Raw genomic sequence first — 22,066 nt, 5'->3', positions numbered from 1 at the left:
TCATGTCACCGCGATCAAGCGATGGCAACGCCGCACCGCGCACGCAGGAATGCGACTGACAGATTGTCGCGGAAACGAACGGACAACGTGTTTAACTCGCGACGATCGCGATCGCCTGTCCCTCGGCAACGACGTCGTCGACCTTGACCAGAAGCGATGTGATCGTTCCGTTCGCGGGCGAGGGCACCGGGATCTCCATCTTCATCGCTTCGACCACCACAACGTCATCGCCATCCGCGACGGTTCCTCCAACTTGCACGGGAGTTGCGCAGATGCGTCCCGCGACCTCCGTGACGATCTTAATTTCTGGCATGCCATCGCCTTTTTGTTGTCGTCGCAAAATGCCTGAGGTAGCGTCGTCTGCAAGTGGAATTTAATTCCGCAGAGCGGAACATAACGGTAGGGATCATGGGACGACGTTCGGAGCGGTTGAGCAGGCAAGGTGCGCTCGCTGGTGAAGCCGGTGAGGGTGATGTGATCCAGGTGGTGTCGCGCGCGTTCGACGTGTTGCGATGCTTCGAGGGCCACGAGGCGCGACTCGGCAATCTCGAGATTTCAAATCGCTGCGGTCTGCCGCGCTCGACGGTATCGCGGCTCACGCACACGCTGACCCGCATGGGTCAGCTCGTGTATCTCCCGCGCGATCAGAAGTATCGCATCGGCCCGAGCGCGGTGGCGATGAGCGCATCGATGATGAAGGGCGCGCAGCTGCGCAGCATGATTCGCCAGCGGCTGCAGGAAGTCGCCGAGCAGTTGCCGGGCACGGTCGGATTCGTCGTCCCCGACCGCTTCCATCTCGTCTATCTCCAATTCGCGCGTTCGCCGACCGCGCTCGGCTTGCACGAGGGTACCGGCAGCCGCATCTCGATGGCCTCGACCGCCGCAGGCGCGGCCTACACCGCGGCCCTGGCGCCGGAAGTCGGCGATGCCTTCGTCGCAGACATGGAGCGCGAAGCCCCCGAGGCTGCCAAGATTCTCAAGCCCCGCATCGAGGCCAACCGGCAGATGCTGCGCGAGCGCGGCTATGTCGTGGCCTGCGGCCTCTGGAGCCCGCACATCAACGGCCTCGCGGTGCCGATCTGGTCGCCGCAATACCAGACCTTCGTCGTCATCACGATCGGCCTTCTGTCGGCGATGTATGACGAGCAGCGTCTGCACGACGAAGTCGCGCCGCTGATGCTCCAGCTTGGCCGCTCGCTCGGCAGCCTGATGGAAGGGGCGGAAGGCGACGCCTTCAACAACCGTATCTCGCGTAAGCCGGTCGCCATGGCCGTGCACAACAATAACAAGCCGATCCATTCGGAGGGAGTGAATGAACTGGAAGCCGGAACTCGACGAGCTCGCCCGGCGCGAAGCCTTCGCGCGGGAGATGGGCGGCGTTGACAAGGTCAAGCGACAGCATGACCAGGGCCGGCTGACTGTTCGGGAGCGTATCGACAAGCTGATCGACAAAGGCAGCTTTCACGAGATCGGTGCCGTCTCCGGCATCGGCGAGTACGATTCCAGCGGCGATCTGAAGAAGCTCACGCCGGCCAATTGCGTGTTCGGCCGCGCGCGCGTCGACGGCCGCACGTTGGTCGTGGTCGGTGACGATTTCACCGTGCGCGGCGGCTCGGCGGATGCGTCGATCTCGGCCAAGCCGCTCATGGCGGAGGAGATGGCGCACGATTTCCGCCTGCCCATCGTCCGCATCATCGAGGGCTCCGGCGGCGGCGGCTCGGTCAAGACCATCGAGACCAAGGGCGCGGCCAATCTGCCTGGCGGCATTGGCGGCACGCGCTGGTATCGCTTCACGACGGAGAACCTCTCGCGCGTGCCGGTGGTCGCGCTCGGCCTCGGCTCGGTGGCGGGCTTGGGGGCCGCGCGTCTTGCCGCCAGCCACTATTCCATCATGACCCGGAAGTCCGCGATGTTCGTCGCAGGCCCGCCGGTGGTGAAGGCGCTGGGGCAGGATCTTACCAAGGAGGAGCTCGGCGGCGCCGACATCCAGACCCGCGCCGGCGCGGTCGATCACGCCGTCGACACGGAAGAAGAAGCGTTCGCCTGCGCGCGGCGCTTTCTTTCCTACCTGCCGTCTTCCGTCTACGAGCTGCCGCCGACCTTGCCCTGCACCGACAACCCCGAGCGTGGCAACGAAGCGCTGATGAACGCGGTGCCGCGCAATCGCAAGCAGGTCTACAAGATGCGGCCCATCATCGAGTCCGTCGTCGACAAGGGCTCGTTCTTCGAGGTCGCGAAGAATTTCGGCAAGCCAATCATCGTCGGTCTCGCGCGGCTCGAGGGCCGGGCGGTGCTGCTGCTCGCCAGCGACAGCTTTCACTATGGCGGCTCCTGGACCGCGGATGCCTGCCAGAAGGTGGTGCGCTGGGTCGACTTCGCCGAGACCTTCCACCTGCCGGTGGTCTATCTCATGGACTGCCCGGGCTTCATGATCGGTCTCGATGCCGAGAAGGCGGCCACCATCCGCCACGGCGTGCGCGCCATGGCGGCGGTGAACCAGACCACCGTGCCCTGGTGCACCGTGATCCTGCGCAACGCCTTCGGTGTCGCCGGTGTCGTGCATCAGCCGGCCGACCGCTTCTCGATCCGCTACGCCTGGCCGTCGGCCTATTGGGGCTCGCTCCCGCTCGAAGGCGGCATCGAAGCCGCCTACCGCGCCGACATCGACGCCGCCGAGGACAAGTCGGCCAAGCTGAAGGAGATCGAGGAGCGCCTCAACAAGCTCCGCTCGCCGTTCCGCTCGGCCGAAAAATTCTGGGTCGAGGAGATCATTGATCCCAGGAAGACGCGCTCGCTGTTGTGCGAGTTCGCCCGCCTCGCCGAGCCGCTACGCAAAGTGGGGCCGCCGGAGAACATGACGATCCGGCCGTAGCATTGATCCGAATTGGTTGCGTGCCGCGAGCTTGACGCGCCGATCGAGCATTCGTGCGCTGCGAGTTAATCATCTCCAGCGCTACGTGTAGGCTATGAAATCTTGCAGTTGTTGCGCGCAAGCGCAACCACTTTCAGCCGCTGTTTAGGCCCATTTCAGCCAAACTGTTATTGGTTTCTCGTTGCCCGGGGCAGGGTCTCTCATTTGGAGTCCTGCAATGTTCAAGCGAGTATTTTCTGCGTGCGTCTTCGTTGCCTTGGGTTCTGTCGCTTCGGAAGCGCGCCCTTACCGAACTCATCAAGCTCCTGAATGCAACGTCACCATGCCCTGCGACTTCTCGTTTTCGCAGACGCGACGCGAGCGGGCTTCCAGGCCCTCACTAGCTTCCAGATCTTCGCCGGTTTCCAGCCCCACGCTGCAAGCGTACCGCTCCGCACAACTGACAGTGACTGATGCTGGGGGCACGACCACGCCGGCGACGGTCTCCGGTGCTCACGGCGCTCGCGTCGTCGGCGGCCGTCCGGCCGGTTGCCCTTCCTCGTTCTGCGGCTGCGGCGCGGCTCTGCGCGTGTTCGGCCGCATCGTGCCGGAATTGAATCTTGCGTCCAACTGGCTCCGCTTTCCCAGGACATCACCCGCACCGGGAATGGTTGCTGCGCGACGAGGACACGTTTTCGTCCTTGAGCAGCACCTCGGAGGCGACGTCTGGATGGCCTATGACGCCAACTCGGGCGGGCGCACGACGCGAATCCACGCGCGCTCATTGCGAGGGTATACGGTTGTCAATCCGCGCGGCGGCTCGGTGGCTTGAGGACAGCGGATAGCATTCCAGGAATCGCGGGCGGGTCGCAACATCTTTGCGACCCGCCAACGCTGAACAAATTGTTGGCGCCGGGCTCGCAGTCGATCACAGCCGGAGCACCTTGCCGGGATTCATGATGTTCTCAGGATCGAGCGCGCGTTTGATGGTGCGCATGATGTCGAGCTCGGTCTTGGAGCGGTAGTGGCTGAGCTCGTCGAGCTTGTCGATCCCGATGCCGTGCTCCGCCGAGATCGAGCCGCCCATGGAGGTGACGAGATCGTTCACGGCCCGCGTGATGGCGGCCGTGTATTGGTTCAGCGTCTGCTGGTCCATGCCCTTCGGCCCCATGAACGAAAAGTGCAAATTGCCGTCGCCGATGTGCCCGAGCGGATAGGGCCGGATGGTCGGGAGAATGTCGAGCACGGCCCTGAGGCCCTTGTCGATGAACTCCGGAATCCTGGAGATCGCAACCGACACGTCGAAACTGATCCCCGGTCCTTCGGCGCGGGAGGCCTCCGCCATGGCTTCTCGGATGCGCCACATGTTGCGCGATTGAGCGAATGTGTGCGCGATCGTCGCATCCAGCACGCGGCCGGCTTCGAGTTGATCGGCGAGAAACTGCTCCATCTTGCCGGACATGCCCTCGGTTCCGTCCTGGCGCGGGCGCGCCGACGACCATTCCAGCAGCAGATACCAGGGCGTGTCCGCCTTCAGCGGATCCTGCGTGCCGGGAATGTGGCGCAGGGAAAGGTCAATGGCGGCCCGGCTGAGCAGCTCGCAGGAGCCGACATTGTCCTCGGATGCCGCGTGCGCCTCGGACAGGATTTCCAGCGCCGCGCGGGGATCGCGGACCGCCAGCCACGCCGTGCAGACGTCCTTGGGCGCCGGCCACAGCTTGAGCACGGCCTTGGTGATGACGCCCAGCGTTCCCTCGGCGCCCATGAACAGGTGCTTGAGGTCGTAGCCGGTGTTGTCCTTCTTGAGCGCGCGCAATCCGTCCCAGACCTCGCCGCTCGGCAGAACGACCTCGAGCCCCAGCACGAGATTGCGGGCATTGCCGTAGCGCAGCACCTGCACGCCGCCGGCGTTGGTGGAGAGATTGCCGCCGATCATGCAGGAGCCCTGAGCACCGAGGCTGAGCGGCAGGAAGCGGTCGTGCTGGCTTGCGGTCTCCTGAAGCGTCTGCAACACGCAACCGGCCTCGACCGTCATCGAATAGCCGACGGGATCGACCTCCAGCACGCGGTTCATGCGGCCGAGCGACAGCACGATGCCGGTGTGCGCAGGCCAGGGCGTCGCCCCGCCCATCAGGCCGGTGTTGCCGCCCTGCGGCACGATCGCGACGCCGTGCTCATGGCAGAGCCGGACCACTTTCGAGACCTCCTCGGTGCTCCCGGGACGAACGACGGCGCCGGCGCTGCCGACCAGCAATCCCCGCCAATCCGTCACGAACGGGTGCTTGCCGTGCTCGTCCTCGATCAGGCCCTTCTCGCCGACGATCGCGCGCACCGCATCGCGCATCTCGGCGGTCAAGGGGGCGGTTGGGATGGCGGGTGGGGACGACGGGAAGGCAGCCGGCATTTGTTTCCTCTGGCGCATCTTGGTGTGCACTGCGCACGGTGACGTGCAGAGGGCATTGTCCACGTTTGGCGCGAGGAGTCTAACGGGAATGTGGCCGAGCGCGTCTTGCGGATGGTGACGCCGCCGGGTCCGGCGTCACCATCACGATCGGGTCGTCAGCCGGCTTCAGGCCGTCGCCGGCTGCAGTTTCGGCTGCCGCGACAGCGCCAGCACGATCAAAGCCGCGAACACGCAGAGCGCACCGGCGATGAAGAAGGCGGGCAGGTAGCTCTGGTAGACCGTGCGCGAGAAGCCTGCGCCGAACGCCGCGGTGCCGGCGCCGAGCTGATGGCCGGCGAAGATCCAGCCGAACACCAGATTGGCGCGCTCGGGCCCGAACTTTTGCGCAGTGAGCCGCACCGTCGGCGGCACCGTTGCGATCCAGTCGAGACCATAGAACATTGCGAAGACCGAGAGGCCGTAGAACGAGAAATCGCTGAACGGCAGGAAGATCAGCGAGAGCCCGCGCAGGCCGTAGTACCAGAACAGGAGCCAGCGGTTGTCGTAACGGTCCGACAGCCAGCCCGACATGATCGTGCCGAAGAAATCGAAGATGCCCATCGCGGCGAGCAGGCTCGCCGCCTGCACCTGCGGGATGCCGAAATCGAGGCACATCGGGATCAGGTGCACTTGCACGAGGCCGTTGGTGGAGGCGCCGCAGACGAAGAAGGTCGCGAACAGGATCCAGAACGCCGTCGATGTCGAGGCGTCGCGCAACGTGCCGAGCGCAACGCCCGTAATCGAGCCGTGGCTGACCGGCGGCGCGGGCAGCGGCTCGGTGCCTTCGTCGCCGAACGGCCGCAGCCCGACGTCGCTGGGGCGGTCGCGCATCGCGAGCAGCACCGCCAGGGCGGAAACGCCGAGCATGATGCAGACGAAGCCGAGCGCGAGCCGCCAGCCGAAACGTTCGGTGAGGCTTGCGAGCAGCGGCAGGAACACGAGCTGGCCGGTCGCGACGCTCGCGGTCATGATGCCGACGACGAGGCCGCGCCTTGCCGCGAACCAGCGCGTGGCGATGGTCGCGCCGAGCACCAAGGCCGTCATGCCGGTGCCGATCCCGATCACCACGCCCCAGAGAGCAATGAGCTGCCAGACCTCGGTCATGCCGAGCGAGAGCACGAGCGCCGAGACCACGATCAGCTGGGCGGCCAGCGTGACGTTGCGCAGGCCATAGCGGTTGAGCAGGGCGGCCGCGAACGGCGCCATCAGCCCGAACAGGATGAAGCGGATCGACAACGCGGAGGAAATCTCCGCCGTGCTCCAGCCGAACTCCTTCTGCAGGGGCACGATGAACACGCCGGGCGCGCCCACCGTGCCGGCGCTGATCAGCGCGGCGAGAAATGTCACGCCGACCATCACCCAACCGTAATGGATGTTGCGGCGGGACAGTGCTGCCGCGAGCCAGTTCGAGATCATTGGGCCTCAATTTGGTTGGCGGGCCCCAGAGAGACCCGCATCATCGTTGCAATCTGGCACAGACAAGGAAAGTCTAAAATGCCAGACTTCCCTCAATTTCGGACATTGGCGGTCAGCGGGCCGAGCGTTCCACCGCAATGGCGGTCGCTTCGCCGCCGCCGATGCACAGTGCCGCAATGCCGCGCTTGAGGTTGTTGGCCTCGAGCGCATGCAGCAGCGTCACGATCAGCCGCGCCCCTGTGGCGCCGATCGGGTGGCCCAGCGCGCAGGCGCCGCCGTTGATGTTGAGCTTCTCGCGGGGAATGCCGAGATCGCGCTGCGCCGCCATCGCCACCACGGCGAAGGCCTCGTTGATCTCGAACAGGTCGACATCGGACGCAGCCCAGCCGACCTTGTCGAGCAGCTTGCGAATCGCCGGGATCGGCGCCGTGGTGAACCATTGCGGCTCCTGGCTGTGGGTGGCGTGGCCCTTGATTTCGGCGAGAACGGGCAGGCCGCCCCGATCGGCAAGCGAGCGCTTGGTCAGAACCAGCGCGGCGGCGCCGTCGGCATTGGCGGAGGAGGCGGCCGGCGTGATCGTGCCGTTGGCGCGGAATGCCGGTTTCAATCCGGGGATCTTGGCGGGGTCGACCTTCAGCGGATGCTCGTCGTTGGCGATCACGCGCGGTCCGGCCTTTTCGGTCAGCGTGATCGGCGCGATCTCGGCCTTGAATGCGCCGCCCTCGACGGCCTTGCGGGCGCGGCTCAGCGTCTCCATCGCATAGGCGTCCTGGTCCTTGCGAGTGAACTGGTAAGCCTCCGCCGTGGCCTCGCCGAAATCGCCCATGGACCGGCCGGTCTCGTAGGCGTCCTCCAGGCCGTCCATCATCATGTGGTCGATGATGCGGTCATGGCCGACGCGATAGCCGCCGCGCGCCTTGGCCAGCAGGTAGGGCGCATTGCTCATGCTCTCCATGCCGCCGGAGACGACGATGTCGGCCGAGCCGGCGCGGATGATGTCGTGCGCCAGCATCGTCGCTTTCATGCCGGAACCGCAGACCTTGTTGACGGTGGTGGCACCGGTGGCGTCCGGTAGTCCGGCGCTCCGTGCCGCCTGCCGCGCCGGCGCCTGGCCCTGACCGGCCGGCAGCACGCAGCCCATGAAGACCTCGTCGACCTTCTCGGGCGCAAGCCTGACGCGTTCCAGCGCCGCACCGATCACGTGTGAGCCGAGCTTGTGCGCGGGGAGCGGCGACAATTCGCCCATGAAGCGGCCGAGCGGGGTACGTGCGGCGGAGACGATGACGACGGGATCGGCGGCTTCGGCCATGATGGAGCTCCCTGGCAATATAGGTAAGATGACGGTCATCATATGATGCGGCGCAAAAATTGCAACCGCGGCAGGGATGAGAAAATGTCGTGGGCGGATGAGATTTGATCGTTCGATCGGGGAGGTACCAATCGACCGTACACTGTCATCACCCGCGAAGGCGGGTGATCCAGTATTCCAGAGACGACGCGGTTAGAACCGAGAAGGCGCGGCGTACTGGATGCCCCGCCTTCGCGGGGCATGACACCGGTATCGAAGCGTTTACCGCTTCCGGTTCACAAACGCGCCCATCAACCGCGTTGGCTCATCCGTCAGGAACGACTCGCCGAACACTTTCACGCTCAAATTCACCGACTCGGTCAGCGGCAGCTCTTCCCACTGCCGCAGCAGCGCCTTCTGCGACCGCAGCGCCTCGGGGCCGCATTCGAGCAAGGCCTTCACCAGGTGCTCGATCTCCGCATCCAGCCCGCCCTCCGGCGCGACCTTGTCGATCAGCCCCCAGGCGAGCGCAGTGGCTGCATCTATGTTCTCCGCCGTCATCACCAGCCAGCGCGCGCGGGCCCAGCCGATCAGGCGCGGCAACAGCGCGGCGTGAATCACCGAGGGGATGCCGACGCGCACCTCGGGCATGCCGAAATGGGCGTCGTGCGCGGCGATGCGGAAGTCGCAGGCCGCTGCCACTTCGAGCCCGCCGCCCAGGCACCACCCCGGCATGCGTGCGATGACCGGAGCCGGGAACTGGCGCACCGCCTCGCAGAGATCGCGCAGGCGGCTGATGAAGGCTTCCGCGGATCTCTGGTCGAGCCCGGCCATCTCCTTGATGTCGGCCCCCCCGATCAGGCTCTTCTCGCTCTGGCCGCGCAGCACCACGACGCGAATGCTGCGGTCGGAGCTTAGCTGCTGCAGGCCTTCGCGCACGGCGTCGGTCACCGGCGAGCCGAGAATGTTGAGCGGGCCGGCGTTGCAGATGGCGACGTGAACGACGCCGCGCGCATCGCGCGTCACGCCGCAGTGGTTGTTGAGCATTTCCATCGTGGAGTCTCGAGGTTTCGTGGACATGCGCAAGGTGCGCCGGTCGGGATCACTTCCGGGCCGAAACCCCCGGCTTGTCAAGCGGGCAGGGCAGCGGAGTTGCCAGCGTGAAGTCCGTGGCATAGTATGATGAATATCATCTAAAGAGGCTGCCATGACCGGTAATGATCGACTCGACCTGTTTTCGCCGGAGCAGCGGCGCGAACGCGTGGTGGACTGGCAGGTGCCTGCGCCGGTCGCCACGGTGGCCATGGGTCTGTCGGGCATGGAGGCCATGCTGGGCATCCGTGACGGCCGGCTGCCGCCGCCGCCCTTCGCAAAGCTGATCGGGTTCATCATGGCCGTGGTCGAGCCGGGCCGGATCGTCATGGAACTGGAGCCGCGCCAGGATCTCGAAAACACCATCGGTCTTCTGCATGGTGCGACCGCCGCGGCGCTGCTCGATACGGCCATGGGATGTGCCATCTCGACCCGACTCGAGGCCGGACAAAGCTCGGTGACCCTCGATCTGAAGCTGACCTATCTGCGCCCGCTGTCGGTTCGCTCGGGGCTGATCTCGGCCGAGGGCAAGATCATCAAGCTCGGGCGCCAGACCAGCTATACCGAAGGCTTCGTCCGGGACGGCAAGGGGGCCCTCGCGGTGCACGCAACTGCAACGTTCTCCATGATCGGAAGCAACTTAACATGAATTAATGCACCCATTTCGTCATTTGCATGTTATGAGATGATCTCCGACATCCAATGAGCTCCGCATGCGCTATTCCCGGGAACACAAGCAGGAAACCCACGACCGCATCGTGAAGAAGGCCTCGGTGCGGCTGCGGGAGAAGGGTGCCCATGGCATCGGCGTCGCCGACCTCATGAAGGAGGCGGGCCTGACCCACGGCGGCTTTTACGCGCATTTCGACTCCCGTGAGGCGCTGGTGATCGAAGCCTTTGCCTACGCCATGGACCGTTCGATGGAACACTGGCGCAAGCTCACCGGCGAGGCCTCGCCGGAGAAGCGGCTGGCGCTGATCGCCGAGGCCTATCTCTCGGCGCTGCACCGCGACAATCCCGGCCACGGCTGTTCGATCCCTTCGCTCGGCGCCGAGATCGCTCGTGAGAGCCCGAAGACCAGAAAGGCCTTCGCCGGCAAGCTCGACGAGATGATCGAGCTGATGACCGACTACATTCCGAACGCGCCGCGCAAGGCAGCCCGCAAGCAGGCGATCGCGACGCTGGCGACGATGGCCGGTACCATGCTGCTGGCGCGCATCGCCGGCTCGAGCGAATTGTCCGACGAGGTGCTGAAGGCGGGTCGGGACCACGCGCTCGAGGGAGCGAAGCGTGAGCCGAAGGGGGCGGCGGCGAAGAAGGCGAAGCAGAACTAGGCGAGGTGCCGTAGGGTGGGTTAGCCATGCGATTGCGCGAAGCGCATTCGCTTGGCGTAACCCACCACTGTGTCTGTCCGCGGAGACAGAAGAGGTGGGTTACGCCTTCGGCTAACCCACCCTACGGCAGCGGTGCTACCGCCCTGCAAACAACGCCCGCTCGCGCTCGACAATCTCCGAAATGTAATCCGCCACGGCCCTGATCCGCGCCAGGTCCTTGCTGTCGGCGTGCATCAGCATCCAAAACGTCCGCGTGATCGAAATCTCCTCGGGCAGCACGGCCACGAGCCGCGGATAATCGCTCGCCATGAAATGCGGCAGCACGGCGATGCCGAAGCCTGAGAGCGTGGCGTTGAGCTGCGCGATCAGATTGGCGCTGCGAAAGCGCGCCGAGATCCGCGGCGACACCTGCGGCAGATAATCGAGCTCCGGCGTGAACAAGAGTTCCTCGATATAGCCGACGAAGCGGTGCTGCGTCAGGTCCTGCCGCGAGGCGATTTTTGGGAAGCGGTCGAGATAGGCGGGGGCCGCATAGAGTCCAAGGCGATAGTCGAGCAGCTTGCGCCCGACGATGCGACCTTCCTTCGGCATGGTCAGGCTGATGGCGATATCGGCCTCGCGCTTGGAGAGGCTGAACAGCCGCGCGGTTGCCACAAGTTGCAGATCCAGATCGGGATAGCGGTCCGCGAACGGCGCCAGCCGCGGCGCCAGGAAGGCGGTGCCGAACCCGTCGGGTGCGCCGATCCGCACCGTTCCGGTCAGCCGCGCGACCGAGCCACCGACCTGCTCCTGGTTGGCGACGATGGTGGATTCCATGGCTTCGGCGCTGTCGGCGACGCGTTGGCCGGCCTCGGTGAGGAGGTAGCCGGTCTTGCGCCGGTCAAACAGCTTGGCCGAGAGGTGCTTCTCCAGCCGGTCGACGCGGCGGATCACCGTGGCATGGTCGACCCCCAGCTGTTTTGCCGCAGCCGACACCGAGCCGCCCCGCACGATGGCCAGCACGAAGCGAAAGTCGTCCCAGTCGATGGTACCTTGATCCAGCATTTTCGCACATCTATGGTGCATTATCTCAGACTTGAATCCCAATAAATGCAGGTCGATAGGATTTGTCAAAGCGTTCAAGCTCGACCTCAAGGAGATCATTCCATGCGTTCAGTCGGACATTTCATCGGTGGCAAGGAAGTTAAGGGCACCTCGGGCCGCACTGCCGACGTCTTCGAGCCGATGACCGGCGACGTACAGGCCAAGGTCGCGCTGGCGTCCAAGGCCGAGGTTCGCGCCGCCGTCGAGAACGCGCGCGCCGCGCAGCCGGAATGGGCCGCGACCAACCCGCAGCGCCGCGCCCGCGTCATGTCGAAGTTCGTCGAGCTGGTGCAGCGCGACTACGACAAGCTCGCCGAGCTGCTGGCGCGTGAGCATGGCAAGACCGTGCCGGACGCCAAGGGCGACATTCAGCGCGGCCTCGAAGTCGCGGAATTCGCCTGCGGCATTCCGCATCTGATGAAGGGCGAATACACCGAAGGCGCCGGTCCCGGCATCGACATCTATTCGATGCGCCAGCCGCTCGGCGTCGTTGCCGGCATCACGCCGTTCAACTTCCCGGCGATGATCCCGATGTGGAAGTTCGCCCCCGCGATCGCCTGCGGCAACGCCTTCATCCTGAAGCCGTCGGAGCGCGATCCCGGCGTGCCGATGCTGCTCGCCGAGCTGATGATCGAGGCGGGCCTGCCGGCCGGCATCCTCAATGTCGTCAATGGTGACAAGGAAGCGGTCGACGCCATCCTCGACGATCCCGATATCAAGGCCGTCGGCTTCGTCGGCTCCACGCCGATCGCGCAGTACATCTATGAGCGCGCGGCCCAGACCGGCAAGCGCTGCCAGTGCTTCGGCGGCGCCAAGAACCACGCCATCATCATGCCCGACGCCGACATGGACCAGGCCGTCGACGCGCTGATCGGCGCGGGCTACGGCTCGGCCGGCGAGCGCTGCATGGCCGTCTCCGTCGCGGTGCCCGTCGGCAAATCCACCGCCGACCGCCTGATGGAAAAGCTGATCCCGCGCGTCGAGTCCTTGAAGATCGGCACCTCGATCGATCCGTCGGCCGATTACGGCCCACTCGTCACGCGCGAGGCGGTCGAGAAGGTCAAGGGCTACATCGACATCGGCCTCAAGGAAGGTGCGACCCTCGCCGTCGACGGCCGCGGCTTCAAGATGCAGGGCTACGAGAAGGGTTTCTATCTCGGCGGTTCGCTGTTCGACAACGTCACCAAGGACATGCGGATCTACAAGGAAGAGATCTTCGGCCCGGTGCTCTCGGTCGTGCGCGCGCATGACTACAAGGAAGCGCTGGCGCTGCCGTCCGACCACGACTACGGCAACGGCGTTGCCATCTTCACCCGCGACGGCGATGCCGCGCGCGACTTCGCGGCCAAGGTCAATGTCGGCATGGTCGGCATCAACGTGCCGATCCCGGTGCCGATCGCCTATTACACCTTCGGCGGCTGGAAGAAGTCGGGCTTCGGCGATCTCAACCAGCACGGTCCGGATTCGGTCCGCTTCTACACCAAGACCAAGACGGTGACCTCGCGCTGGCCGTCCGGCGTCAAGGAGGGTGCGGAGTTCTCGATCCCGCTGATGAAGTAAGGCTGTAGCCCAGCCCGTCATTGCGAGCGCAGCGAAGCAATCCAGAATCTTTCCGCAGAGACAATCTGGATTGCTTCGTCGCTCTGCTCCTCGCAATGACGAGGAAGGTGAGGAGCCCAGCATGCAATTCGCTCTGAACGAGGATCAGGTCGTCCTTCGCGACATGGCGCTGGCGTTTGCGGCGGAGAAGATCGCGCCGCATGCGCTACGCTGGGACGAGGAAAAGCATTTCCCCGTCGACGTGATGCGCGAGGCGGCTACGCTCGGCATGGGCGGCATCTACATCCGCGAGGATGTCGGCGGCTCCGCCATGACGCGGTTCGACGCGGCGCTGATCTTCGAGGCGCTGGCGACGGGCTGCCCGACCACCTCGGCCTTCATCTCCATCCACAACATGGCGAGCTGGATGATCGATGCCTTCGGCAGCGACACCCAGCGCCATCAATGGCTGCCAAAGCTCTGCACCATGGAGCTGATCGCGAGCTACTGCCTGACCGAGCCGGGCGCCGGCTCGGACGCGGCAGCGCTGCGCACCCGCGCGGTACGCGACGGCGATCATTACGTCCTCAACGGCCAGAAGCAGTTCATCTCCGGCGCCGGCGGCACCGACGTTCTGGTCGCGATGGTGCGTACCGGCGGCGACGGACCGGGCGGCATCTCGACCCTCGTCATCGACGGCAAGACACCCGGCGTCTCCTTCGGCGCCAATGAGCGCAAGATGGGCTGGAACGCGCAGCCGACTAGGGCGGTGATATTCGAGAACGCCCGCGTGCCGGTTTCCAACCGCCTGAGCGAGGAGGGCACAGGGTTCAAGATCGCGATGGCCGGCCTCGACGGCGGCCGTCTCAACATTACGGCGTGCTCGCTCGGCGGCGCGCAGGCCGCGCTCGACAAGGCACGCGCCTACATGAAGGATCGCAAGGCGTTCGGAAAGCGGCTGGACGAATTCCAGGCATTGCAATTCCGTCTTGCCGACATGGCGATCGAGCTCGAGGCCGCGCGCACCTTCCTGTGGCGTGCTGCGGCGGCGCTCGATCGCAAGGACCCCGATGCCACCATGCTCTGCGCCATGGCGAAACGCTTCGGCACCGATGTCGGGTTCGAGGTCGCCAACCATGCGCTGCAGCTTCACGGCGGCTACGGTTACCTCAGCGAATACGGCATCGAGAAGATCGTGCGCGACTTACGCGTGCACCAGATTCTCGAAGGCACCAATGAAATCATGCGGCTCATCGTGGCGCGCAAATTGATCGAGGGCGCGCGATGACGGCAGCGGAAGAGGGCGATCTCGTCGCCCGCGTCGAGGGCGCCGCCGGCATCATCAGGCTCAACCGCCCCAAGGCGATCAACGCCGTCACGCTGGAGATGTTTCGCGACATCGACAAGGCGCTCGACCGCTTCGAGGCTGATCCTGCCGTTGCCGTGATCCTGCTTGAAGGCGCCGGCGAGCGCGGCCTCTGCGCCGGCGGCGACATCCGCACGCTCTGGGAAAGCTCGAAGGCTGGTGGCGATCTCGGCAAGATCCTGTGGCGGGAGGAGTACATCCTCAATGCCAGGATCAAGAAGTTTCCAAAACCCTATGTTGCCTTCATGGACGGCATTGTCATGGGCGGCGGCGTCGGGCTTTCCGCGCATGCCAGCCACCGCGTCGTCACCGATCGCACGAAGCTCGCGATGCCTGAAGTCGGCCTCGGCTTCTTCCCCGATGTCGGCGGCACCTATCTGCTGTCGCATGCGCCGGGCGAGATCGGCACCTATTTCGGGCTGACCGGCCAGACCATGAACGGGCCGGACGCGATCCATGCGAAGTTTGCCGATTGGGTCGTGCCGGCGGCGAGATTGCCGGAGCTGCGCGAGGCGCTGACGAAGCTGCGCCTTGGTGCGACCGCTGACGATGTCGGCAAGCTCATCAGCGGCTTTGCGACGGGCGAGACTGCGGGGCCGGTCGCCGCCAGGGAGCCGATCATCGATGCGTTGTTCGGCTTCGACCGCATGGAGGACATTTTCGCTGCGCTGAAGCGCGATGGTTCCGAGTTCGCGCTGGCCACGCTGAAGACGCTGAACGAAAAATCGCCGCGCGGCATGGTGGTGACGCTCAAACTGCTGCGGCTTGCGCGCGGATCGAGCCTGGAAGAGTGCCTGGTGCGCGAATACCGCGCCGCACTGGAAGTGTTTCGGAGCGATGATTTTCGCGAAGGCGTGCGCGCCGCCGTGATCGACAAGGATCGCAACCCGACCTGGTCGCCGCGAGCAATCGAGGATGTGACGCCTGAGATGCTGGCGCCCTATCTCGCCGAGATCGGCGCGGACGAATTGAAGTTCAATTAACAACGCTCAAGCGGAGGAAACGACAATGGCCACGATCGCATTCATCGGTCTCGGCAACATGGGCGGCCCGATGGCGGCCAACCTCGTCAAGGCCGGCCACAGGGTGGTGGCGTTCGACCTGGTCGAAGCCTCGCGGAATCAGGCCAGGGCCGATGGCGCCAGCATTGCCGACAGCGCGCCCGCGGCGGTGAAGGGCGCCGATATCGTGGTCACCATGCTCCCCGCAGGCAAGCACGTGCTCGGCGTCTGGAACGAGGTCGTGCCTGTCATGACCAAGGGGACGCTGATCATCGACAGCTCCACCATCGACGTCGAGAGCGCGCGGGCCGCGCATGCGCTCGCCGCCAAGCACGGCGTGCTCTCGGTCGATGCGCCGGTCTCCGGCGGCACGGGCGGCGCCAAGGGCGCGACGCTCACCTTCATGTGCGGCGGCGAGGAGAAGGCATTTGCCGCGGCAAAGCCCGTGCTCGAGAACATGGGCAAGAAGATCGTGCATTGCGGCGGGGCCGGTGCGGGCCAGGCCGCGAAAATCTGCAACAACATGATCCTCGGCATTTCCATGATCGCGGTGAGCGAAGCCTTTGCGCTCGGTGAGAAGCTCGGGCTCTCGCATCAGGCGCTGTTCGACGTCGCCTCGACCTCGTCCGGCCAGTGCTGGTCGCTGACGACCTATTGCCCGGTGCCCGGCCCGGTGCCGACCTCGCCGGCCAACAACGACTACAAACCGGGCTTTGCCTCGGCGCTGATGGTGAAGGACCTCACCCTGGCGCAGGATGCGGCGAAAGCTGCGGGCGCGGCGACGCCGCTCGGCAAGCATGCGCAGGAGATCTATCAGTCTTTCGACGCAGCCGGCCAGGGCGGGGTGGATTTTTCCGGAATTATCAAGCACGTTAGGAGTTTGGCCGGGAAAGCTTGATGACCACATTCCAGGAAGCCCGCGCGTTCCTTCTGCAACACCGCACGGATTACGAAGCAGCGGTCAAGGGTTTCCGCTGGCCTGATCCGGTTCCTTTCAACTGGGCGCTCGACTGGTTCGACGCTGAGCTCGCGGCCAATGCGGACAGCAAGGATCGGCCTGCGCTCTGGATCGTCGACGCCGCCCAGGACAAGCAGACAAAGCTGTCTTTCGCGGCGCTGTCGCGTCGCTCCAACCAGGTCGCGAACTTCCTTCGCGCGCAGGGTTTGAAGCGCGGCGATCATCTCCTGCTGCTGCTCGGCAATGTGGTACCGCTGTGGGAGACGATGCTCGCCGCGATGAAGCTCGGCGTGGTCGTCATTCCCGCCACGACGCTGCTGACCGCCGACGAGCTGCGCGACCGGCTCGATCGCGGCAAGGCGAGGGCGGTGATCGCGGCGCAGGACCAGGTCGCAAAATTCGCGAGCTTGGGCGCCGAGAATGTTGTCCGCATCGTCGTCGGCGCGGCCTCCGACGGTTGGCTTGCATTTGACGAGGCGGCCAAGGCTTCCGAAAGTTTTGCGCCTGATGGTCCGACCCATGCCGACGACCCGATGCTGCTCTATTTCACCTCGGGCACGACAGCAAAACCAAAGCTCGTCCGGCACAGCCAGCGCAGCTATCCCGTCGGCCATCTCTCGACGATGTACTGGATCGGGCTGAAGCCCGGCGACGTCCATCTCAACATCTCTTCGCCCGGCTGGGCCAAGCATGCCTGGAGCTGCTTCTTCGCGCCGTGGAATGCCGGTGCGACCGTGTTCGTGGTCAACCAGCCGCGCTTCGACGCCAAAGCGCTGCTCGCCACCATCGGCCGCTGCGGCGTCACCACGCTGTGCGCGCCGCCGACGGTGTGGCGGCTGTTCATCCAGGAGAACCTGGCTTCCTTCAAGGTGGCTCTTCGCGAAGTCTGCGGCGCCGGCGAGCCGCTCAACCCTGAAGTGATCGACCAGGTGCAGGCCGCTTGGGGCCTCACCATCCGCGACGGCTACGGCCAGACCGAGACCACGGCGCTCGCCGGCAACTCGCCGGGGCAGCCCATCAAGATCGGCTCGATGGGCCGGCCGCTGCCGGGCTATCGCGTGCAGATCAGCGATGCCGACGGCAATCCCGCAAGGGAGGGCGAGGTGACGTTGGTGCTGGACGCTGACCGCCCCGCGGGCCTGATGCAGGGCTATCAGGGTGACGACGGCAAATTGTCGGGGGCCGAAGGCGCGCTCTATCGCAGCGGCGACGTGGTGTTTGCGGATGAGGACGGCTATCTCACCTTCGTCGGCCGCTCCGACGACGTGTTCAAATCCTCGGACTACCGCATCAGCCCGTTCGAGCTGGAGAGCGTGCTGCTCGAGCACGAACTCGTCGCGGAAGCTGCGGTGGTGCCGAGCCCGGACCCGATCCGGCTTGCGATCCCCAAGGCCTTCGTGCTGCTGACCTCGGGCGCGGAGCGGACGCCGGAAACCGCGCTCTCCATCTTCAAGCACCTGCACGCGCGTCTGGCGCCGTTCAAGCGCATCCGCCGCCTCGAAATCGTCACCGAGCTCCCGAAGACGATCTCTGGAAAGATCCGCCGCGTCCAGCTACGACGGCTCGAACGCGACGATGATCGGAGCGATCCCTTGCGCGGCCGGGAATTCCGTGAGGAGGATTTTCCGGAGCTGGCGAAGACACGGAGTGAGACCTAAGTGAACGAAGTCTGGAAGAAGCCGCCTGTAACGCTCGAAGCCTATCAGGCCATGGTCGGCAAGGAGATCGGCGTGTCGTCATGGCATCTGATCGATCAGCCCCGCATCGACACCTATGCCGACGTGATCGAGGATCGCCAGTTCATCCACGTCGATCCGGAACGCGCGAAGAAGGAGACCGCCTTCGGCACCACCATCGCGCACGGCTTTCTCACGATGTCGCTGCTGTCGATCATGTCCTACGAGGTAATGCCTGTCATCGCCGGCACCACGATGGGCGTGAATTACGGCTTCGACAAGCTGCGCTTCATCTCGCCGGTGCGGTCAGGCAAGCGCGTGCGCGGCCGCTTCGTGCTGGCGGAAGCCAAGCTCCGCAAGCCGAACGAATTGCAGTCCCGCACCAACGTCACGGTGGAGATCGAGGGCGAGGACAAGCCGGCACTGGTCGCCGAGTGGCTCGGCCTGATCTATTTCGAATAGGCCCGTGCCGCCGTTGCCGGCCTTGACCCGGCAACCCATCGCTGCTCAAAAGCTGCATAATTCACGCTCGGTGCACCCTCTCCCCCTGCGGGAGAGGGTGGCTTCGCGGAACGCGAAGCCGGGTGAGGGGTATCTCTCCACGAACTCGGCTGCCGAGAGATACCCCTCATCCGGCGCGCGTTGCGCGCCACCTTCTCCCGCAAGGGGAGAAGGAAGAAAGGAAACGCACTCATGGCAATCAGGTTCGACGGACGCGTCGCCATCGTCACCGGCGCGGGCAATGGTCTCGGACGCGCGCATGCGCTGGGGCTGGCGAGCCGCGGCGCCAAGGTCGTCGTCAACGATTTCGGCGCCGCGCGCGACGGCACCGGCGGCTCGCTGTCGCCGGCCGAAGCGGTGGTCGAGGAGATCCGCAAAGCCGGCGGCACCGCGATGGCCGACGGCGCCGACGTCTCCAATTTCGAGCAGGTCACCGCCATGGTCGAGCGCGCCACCAAGGAGTGGGGCAGCGTCGATCTTCTGTGCGCCAATGCCGGCATCCTGCGCGACAAGTCGTTCGGCAAGATGGAGGTCGCCGATTTCCAGAAGGTGCTCGACGTGCATCTCGTCGGCACCTTCTATTGCTGCAAGGCGGCCTGGGCCGGCATGCGTGACCGCAATTACGGTCGCATCGTGCTGACGACGTCATCCTCCGGCCTCTACGGCAATTTCGGCCAGGCCAATTACGGCGCCGCCAAAACCGGCATGGTTGGCCTTATGAACGTGCTCGCCGAGGAAGGTCGCAAGAACGACATCCGCGTCAACATCGTCTCGCCGACGGCGGCGACCCGCATGACCGAAGAGCTGCTGCCGCCGCAGGCGCTGCAGCTGATGAAGCCGAACGCGATCACGCCCGCGGTCGAGTACATGCTGAGCGAGGATGCCCCGACCCGCACCATCATGGGCGCCGGTGCCGGCTCGTTTGCGGTGATCAAGATTTTGGAGAGCGAAGGCATCAACCTGCCGGAGAGCGAGTGGACGCCCGATGCGATTGCCGCGCATTTCGCCGAGATCAGCGACATGTCGAAGGCCAGAGCGCTGCAGGGCGCGTTCGAGCAGACGCAGAAATACGTCGCGCAGGCCGCGGCGCGGGCGGGGATCAAGCTCTGACGGCCGTCGCCGTCATCGGCGCAGGTCCCGCCGGCCTGATGGCGGCGGAGGTGCTGGCGTCAGGAGGCGCGCGCGTCACGGTCTACGACGCGATGCCGTCTGCGGGGCGCAAGTTCCTGATGGCGGGCCGCGGTGGGCTCAATCTCACCCACAGCGAACCGCTGCCGCAGTTCACGGCGCGCTACCGCGAGGCCGCACCGAAGCTGCAAGCGGCGATCGACGCGTTTTCACCCGATGCGCTCCGGGCCTGGTGCGGAGCGCTGGGCGAGCCGACCTTCGTCGGCAGCAGCGGACGCGTGTTTCCCAAGGCCTTCAAGGCTTCGCCCTTGCTGCGCGCCTGGCTGCGGCGGCTCGATGGCGGCGGTGTCGGCTTTGCTTTTCGCCATCGCTGGATCGGCTGGGACGGCGAGGGACGGCTGATCTTTCAGACGCCGAAAGGTGTCTCCGCCATCGAAGCGAACGCCACGCTGCTCGCCCTTGGCGGCGCAAGCTGGCCGCGGCTCGGATCGGATGGAAGCTGGGTCGACATCCTCGCCGCAAGAGGCGTTGCCGTCTCGAAGTTGCGGCCCGCCAATTCCGGCTTCACGGTCGCCTGGTCCGAAGTGTTCCGCGACCGTTTCGAGGGCCAGCCGCTCAAGGGCGTGGCGCTGACGATCGGCGCACACACGGTGCGCGGAGAAGCCATGATCACCCGCAGCGGAATCGAAGGCGGCGCGATCTATGCGCTCTCGTCAGAGCTGCGCGAGGCGGTGCTGAGTCTCGGGCAGGCGACGCTGATGATCGCGTTGCGGCCCGACCTCGACGCCGCGGCGCTGACCACGCGGCTGTCGGGCGTGCGCGGCAAGCAATCGCTGGCGAACTTCCTGCGCAAGGCCGCGCAATTGTCGCCGGCCGGCATCGGCCTGATGCAGGAAGCGGCCATCGCCTCTGGCCGGCCGCTGGCCGCGTTCTCGCCGGCCGAGCTGGCGCAGCTGGTCAACGCCATTGCGCTTCAGCTCACCGGCGTGGCTCCGATCGATCGGGCGATCTCGACGGCGGGCGGGATCACCTTCGACGAGCTCGACGCACACTTCATGCTGCGTAAGCTGCCCGGAGTGTTCGCCGCCGGCGAGATGCTCGATTGGGAAGCACCGACCGGCGGGTATCTGCTGCAGGCTTCGTTTGCGACCGGGGCCGCAGCGGGCAGGGGTGTGCTGGAGTGGCTCAGTCGCTAACCGCCGTCATTGCGAGCGCAGCGAAGCAATCCAGAATCCCTCCTCGGGCGTAGTCTGGATTGCTTCGTCGCAAGAGCTCCTCGCAATGACGGCCGTGGGAACGGCGCGAACCCTACCGCAGCTTCCCCCGCGCCGCGACCGGCAGCGTGCCGATGATCTCCTCGCCGCGGACCATTACGACCTCGTCCATCATGTTGACGACGACGCAGACGTGGTTCGGTACGATGCGGACGACGTCGCCGACATTCGGCCTTGTGTTGCTGCGGGAGAGATCGAGGAAGCCGTGCTCCTCGGCGAACTTGGCGATCTTCGCCTCGGGATGCTCCAGGATCAGGCCGTGACCGTCGAGCCCGCCGGTATCCGTGGTCAGCGTCTTCGAGCCGGCGTCCAAAATACCGCGCTCGGGCGCGGCGCGGCTCACCACCGTCGAATAGATGTGCAGCGCGCAATCGTCCCACGTGGCCGAGCCGGCCGCGACCTGCATGCGGTCGTTATAGATGTAGGTGCCGAAGCGATGCTCGGTGCCGCCTTTGAGCTTGCCAATGTTGACGAGGTTCGGCGTGCCGCCGGTCGAGACGATTTTTGCATCGAGCCCGTGCGCGCGCACGCCGGCCAGCGCCTCGTCGTAGAATTTCTGCGCGTCAGCCCAGCCGGTCTCGGTCGGGTAGAGCATGAAGCCGGCAAACTCCAATCCCTTGGACGCGGCGATCTCGCGCGCCAGCGCGATCGCCTCCGCGGGCGTCTCGACGCCCGCGCGCTTGCGCCCCGTGTCGCATTCGACCACGACCGAGAGCGGACGGCCCGAGGCCGCGGCGGCCTTCGGCAAGCCCGCGACGACTGTCGAGTTATCGGCCGCCACCGTCATCTTGGTCTTGGCATTTAGCGCGCCGAGCCGCGCCATCTTCTCTTCGCCCAAGAGATTGTAGCTGATCAGGATGTCGTCGATGCCGGCATTGGCCATGATCTCGGCCTCGCCGATCTTCTGGCAGGTGATGCCTTTCGCTCCAGCCGCGACCTGCATCTTGGCGATGGTCGGGTTCTTGTGCGTCTTGATGTGCGGACGATTGGCGATGCCGGCATCGTCGCAGGCTTTCTGGATCCGCGCGATATTGCGCTCGACCCTGTCCATGTCGATGACGGCGCAGGGCGTGCCGTATTCGCGGGCGATTTTGGCGGCGAGAGTTGTTGTCATAA

19 protein-coding genes are annotated in these 22,066 nt (G+C 65.4%); 12 read left to right on the top strand and 7 right to left on the bottom strand.

Features of this window, described 5'->3' with window-relative positions:
• Nucleotides 1-91: 91 nt before the first annotated feature.
• Nucleotides 92-313: a biotin/lipoyl-containing protein gene (locus ACNJYD_RS22440; RefSeq protein WP_036001120.1), complete on the bottom strand. Its 222-nt coding sequence runs from the start codon at nucleotides 311-313 to the stop codon at nucleotides 92-94.
• Nucleotides 314-408: 95 nt separating this feature from the next.
• On the opposite strand from ACNJYD_RS22440, the gene ACNJYD_RS22435 reads away from it, so the two are divergent.
• Nucleotides 409-1,383: an IclR family transcriptional regulator gene (locus tag ACNJYD_RS22435; RefSeq protein ID WP_172786337.1), complete on the top strand. Its 975-nt coding sequence runs from the start codon at nucleotides 409-411 to the stop codon at nucleotides 1,381-1,383.
• On the top strand, nucleotides 1,313-2,872 hold the full coding sequence (locus ACNJYD_RS22430) for an acyl-CoA carboxylase subunit beta (protein WP_212257451.1): 1,560 nt from the start codon (nucleotides 1,313-1,315) through the stop codon (nucleotides 2,870-2,872). Before ACNJYD_RS22435 ends, ACNJYD_RS22430 begins: the two co-directional genes overlap by 71 nt.
• 907 nt (nucleotides 2,873-3,779) lie before the next feature.
• Here the strand turns inward: ACNJYD_RS22430 and ACNJYD_RS22425 are convergent.
• The 4 genes from ACNJYD_RS22425 to ACNJYD_RS22410 all read right to left on the bottom strand — a co-directional run bounded on the left by ACNJYD_RS22425 (nucleotide 3,780) and on the right by ACNJYD_RS22410 (nucleotide 9,051).
• Nucleotides 3,780-5,255, bottom strand: coding sequence for an FAD-binding oxidoreductase (locus tag ACNJYD_RS22425; protein ID WP_212257452.1), 1,476 nt, complete (start codon nucleotides 5,253-5,255; stop codon nucleotides 3,780-3,782).
• A gap of 165 nt (nucleotides 5,256-5,420) precedes the next feature.
• Nucleotides 5,421-6,710 carry an MFS transporter gene (locus ACNJYD_RS22420; protein WP_212257453.1) on the bottom strand — a complete coding sequence of 430 codons (1,290 nt, stop codon included), beginning with the start codon at nucleotides 6,708-6,710 and terminating at the stop codon, nucleotides 5,421-5,423.
• Nucleotides 6,711-6,822: 112 nt separating this feature from the next.
• The gene (locus ACNJYD_RS22415; protein WP_212257454.1) at nucleotides 6,823-8,019 is read right to left on the bottom strand and encodes an acetyl-CoA C-acyltransferase; all 1,197 of its coding nucleotides are present in this window, start codon (nucleotides 8,017-8,019) and stop codon (nucleotides 6,823-6,825) included.
• A gap of 261 nt (nucleotides 8,020-8,280) precedes the next feature.
• Nucleotides 8,281-9,051, bottom strand: a complete 771-nt coding sequence (locus ACNJYD_RS22410) for an enoyl-CoA hydratase (RefSeq protein WP_212257455.1) — start codon at nucleotides 9,049-9,051, stop codon at nucleotides 8,281-8,283.
• Nucleotides 9,052-9,205: 154 nt separating this feature from the next.
• On the opposite strand from ACNJYD_RS22410, the gene ACNJYD_RS22405 reads away from it, so the two are divergent.
• Together ACNJYD_RS22405 and ACNJYD_RS22400 are read left to right on the top strand one after the other, a co-directional pair.
• The gene (locus tag ACNJYD_RS22405) at nucleotides 9,206-9,739 is read left to right on the top strand and encodes a PaaI family thioesterase (RefSeq protein WP_212257456.1); all 534 of its coding nucleotides are present in this window, start codon (nucleotides 9,206-9,208) and stop codon (nucleotides 9,737-9,739) included.
• A 64-nt stretch (nucleotides 9,740-9,803) separates the two neighbouring features.
• Entirely contained in the window at nucleotides 9,804-10,424 is a 621-nt protein-coding gene (locus tag ACNJYD_RS22400) for a TetR/AcrR family transcriptional regulator (RefSeq protein ID WP_172786345.1), read from the top strand.
• A 135-nt stretch (nucleotides 10,425-10,559) separates the two neighbouring features.
• Here ACNJYD_RS22400 and ACNJYD_RS22395 read toward each other — a convergent pair whose 3' ends face one another.
• Entirely contained in the window at nucleotides 10,560-11,468 is a 909-nt protein-coding gene (locus ACNJYD_RS22395) for a LysR family transcriptional regulator (RefSeq protein ID WP_212257457.1), read from the bottom strand.
• Nucleotides 11,469-11,570: 102 nt separating this feature from the next.
• On the opposite strand from ACNJYD_RS22395, the gene ACNJYD_RS22390 reads away from it, so the two are divergent.
• The 8 genes from ACNJYD_RS22390 (at nucleotide 11,571) to ACNJYD_RS22355 (ending at nucleotide 20,872) form a co-directional block, all read left to right on the top strand.
• Nucleotides 11,571-13,067, top strand: coding sequence for a CoA-acylating methylmalonate-semialdehyde dehydrogenase (locus ACNJYD_RS22390; RefSeq protein WP_172786347.1), 1,497 nt, complete (start codon nucleotides 11,571-11,573; stop codon nucleotides 13,065-13,067).
• Nucleotides 13,068-13,188: 121 nt separating this feature from the next.
• Nucleotides 13,189-14,334: an isobutyryl-CoA dehydrogenase gene (locus tag ACNJYD_RS22385; RefSeq protein ID WP_439363321.1), complete on the top strand. Its 1,146-nt coding sequence runs from the start codon at nucleotides 13,189-13,191 to the stop codon at nucleotides 14,332-14,334.
• Nucleotides 14,331-15,395, top strand: a complete 1,065-nt coding sequence (locus ACNJYD_RS22380; RefSeq protein WP_439363320.1) for an enoyl-CoA hydratase/isomerase family protein — start codon at nucleotides 14,331-14,333, stop codon at nucleotides 15,393-15,395. Before ACNJYD_RS22385 ends, ACNJYD_RS22380 begins: the two co-directional genes overlap by 4 nt.
• A 25-nt stretch (nucleotides 15,396-15,420) precedes the next feature.
• The gene (gene mmsB / locus ACNJYD_RS22375; RefSeq protein WP_439363319.1) at nucleotides 15,421-16,311 is read left to right on the top strand and encodes a 3-hydroxyisobutyrate dehydrogenase; all 891 of its coding nucleotides are present in this window, start codon (nucleotides 15,421-15,423) and stop codon (nucleotides 16,309-16,311) included.
• Complete coding sequence (locus ACNJYD_RS22370) at nucleotides 16,311-18,029, top strand: AMP-binding protein (RefSeq protein WP_439363318.1); 1,719 nt, start codon at nucleotides 16,311-16,313, stop codon at nucleotides 18,027-18,029. Before mmsB ends, ACNJYD_RS22370 begins: the two co-directional genes overlap by 1 nt.
• Nucleotides 18,030-18,509: a MaoC family dehydratase gene (locus ACNJYD_RS22365; protein ID WP_172786352.1), complete on the top strand. Its 480-nt coding sequence runs from the start codon at nucleotides 18,030-18,032 to the stop codon at nucleotides 18,507-18,509.
• 231 nt (nucleotides 18,510-18,740) lie between these two features.
• The gene (locus ACNJYD_RS22360) at nucleotides 18,741-19,658 is read left to right on the top strand and encodes an SDR family NAD(P)-dependent oxidoreductase (RefSeq protein ID WP_439363317.1); all 918 of its coding nucleotides are present in this window, start codon (nucleotides 18,741-18,743) and stop codon (nucleotides 19,656-19,658) included.
• Between the two features lie 38 nt (nucleotides 19,659-19,696).
• On the top strand, nucleotides 19,697-20,872 hold the full coding sequence (locus ACNJYD_RS22355) for an NAD(P)/FAD-dependent oxidoreductase (protein WP_439363316.1): 1,176 nt from the start codon (nucleotides 19,697-19,699) through the stop codon (nucleotides 20,870-20,872).
• 112 nt (nucleotides 20,873-20,984) lie between these two features.
• Here the strand turns inward: ACNJYD_RS22355 and ACNJYD_RS22350 are convergent, their stop codons facing one another.
• Complete coding sequence (locus ACNJYD_RS22350) at nucleotides 20,985-22,064, bottom strand: D-TA family PLP-dependent enzyme (protein WP_439363315.1); 1,080 nt, start codon at nucleotides 22,062-22,064, stop codon at nucleotides 20,985-20,987.
• Nucleotides 22,065-22,066: the final 2 nt, after the last annotated feature.

Origin of the sequence: Bradyrhizobium sp. SPXBL-02, from assembly GCF_051853065.1 — a bacterium.
Taxonomy (GTDB): domain Bacteria; phylum Pseudomonadota; class Alphaproteobacteria; order Rhizobiales; family Xanthobacteraceae; genus Bradyrhizobium.
This window is presented reverse-complemented; position numbering and strand designations above follow the sequence as displayed.

What these genes read in the sequence shown, in the direction of transcription:
- ACNJYD_RS22410 (WP_212257455.1), bottom strand. Translation starts at nt 9,051, where the DNA reads ATGGAAATGCTCAACAACCACTGCGGCGTGACGCGCGATGCGCGCGGC.
- ACNJYD_RS22355 (WP_439363316.1), top strand. Translation starts at nt 19,697, where the DNA reads ATGGCGGCGGAGGTGCTGGCGTCAGGAGGCGCGCGCGTCACGGTCTAC.
- ACNJYD_RS22360 (WP_439363317.1), top strand. Translation starts at nt 18,741, where the DNA reads ATGGCAATCAGGTTCGACGGACGCGTCGCCATCGTCACCGGCGCGGGC.
- ACNJYD_RS22385 (WP_439363321.1), top strand. Translation starts at nt 13,189, where the DNA reads ATGCAATTCGCTCTGAACGAGGATCAGGTCGTCCTTCGCGACATGGCG.
- ACNJYD_RS22395 (WP_212257457.1), bottom strand. Translation starts at nt 11,468, where the DNA reads ATGCTGGATCAAGGTACCATCGACTGGGACGACTTTCGCTTCGTGCTG.
- ACNJYD_RS22390 (WP_172786347.1), top strand. Translation starts at nt 11,571, where the DNA reads ATGCGTTCAGTCGGACATTTCATCGGTGGCAAGGAAGTTAAGGGCACC.
- ACNJYD_RS22400 (WP_172786345.1), top strand. Translation starts at nt 9,804, where the DNA reads ATGCGCTATTCCCGGGAACACAAGCAGGAAACCCACGACCGCATCGTG.
- ACNJYD_RS22425 (WP_212257452.1), bottom strand. Translation starts at nt 5,255, where the DNA reads ATGCCGGCTGCCTTCCCGTCGTCCCCACCCGCCATCCCAACCGCCCCC.
- ACNJYD_RS22435 (WP_172786337.1), top strand. Translation starts at nt 409, where the DNA reads ATGGGACGACGTTCGGAGCGGTTGAGCAGGCAAGGTGCGCTCGCTGGT.
- mmsB (WP_439363319.1), top strand. Translation starts at nt 15,421, where the DNA reads ATGGCCACGATCGCATTCATCGGTCTCGGCAACATGGGCGGCCCGATG.
- ACNJYD_RS22430 (WP_212257451.1), top strand. Translation starts at nt 1,313, where the DNA reads ATGAACTGGAAGCCGGAACTCGACGAGCTCGCCCGGCGCGAAGCCTTC.
- ACNJYD_RS22370 (WP_439363318.1), top strand. Translation starts at nt 16,311, where the DNA reads ATGACCACATTCCAGGAAGCCCGCGCGTTCCTTCTGCAACACCGCACG.
- ACNJYD_RS22420 (WP_212257453.1), bottom strand. Translation starts at nt 6,710, where the DNA reads ATGATCTCGAACTGGCTCGCGGCAGCACTGTCCCGCCGCAACATCCAT.
- ACNJYD_RS22440 (WP_036001120.1), bottom strand. Translation starts at nt 313, where the DNA reads ATGCCAGAAATTAAGATCGTCACGGAGGTCGCGGGACGCATCTGCGCA.
- ACNJYD_RS22350 (WP_439363315.1), bottom strand. Translation starts at nt 22,064, where the DNA reads ATGACAACAACTCTCGCCGCCAAAATCGCCCGCGAATACGGCACGCCC.
- ACNJYD_RS22405 (WP_212257456.1), top strand. Translation starts at nt 9,206, where the DNA reads ATGACCGGTAATGATCGACTCGACCTGTTTTCGCCGGAGCAGCGGCGC.
- ACNJYD_RS22380 (WP_439363320.1), top strand. Translation starts at nt 14,331, where the DNA reads ATGACGGCAGCGGAAGAGGGCGATCTCGTCGCCCGCGTCGAGGGCGCC.
- ACNJYD_RS22415 (WP_212257454.1), bottom strand. Translation starts at nt 8,019, where the DNA reads ATGGCCGAAGCCGCCGATCCCGTCGTCATCGTCTCCGCCGCACGTACC.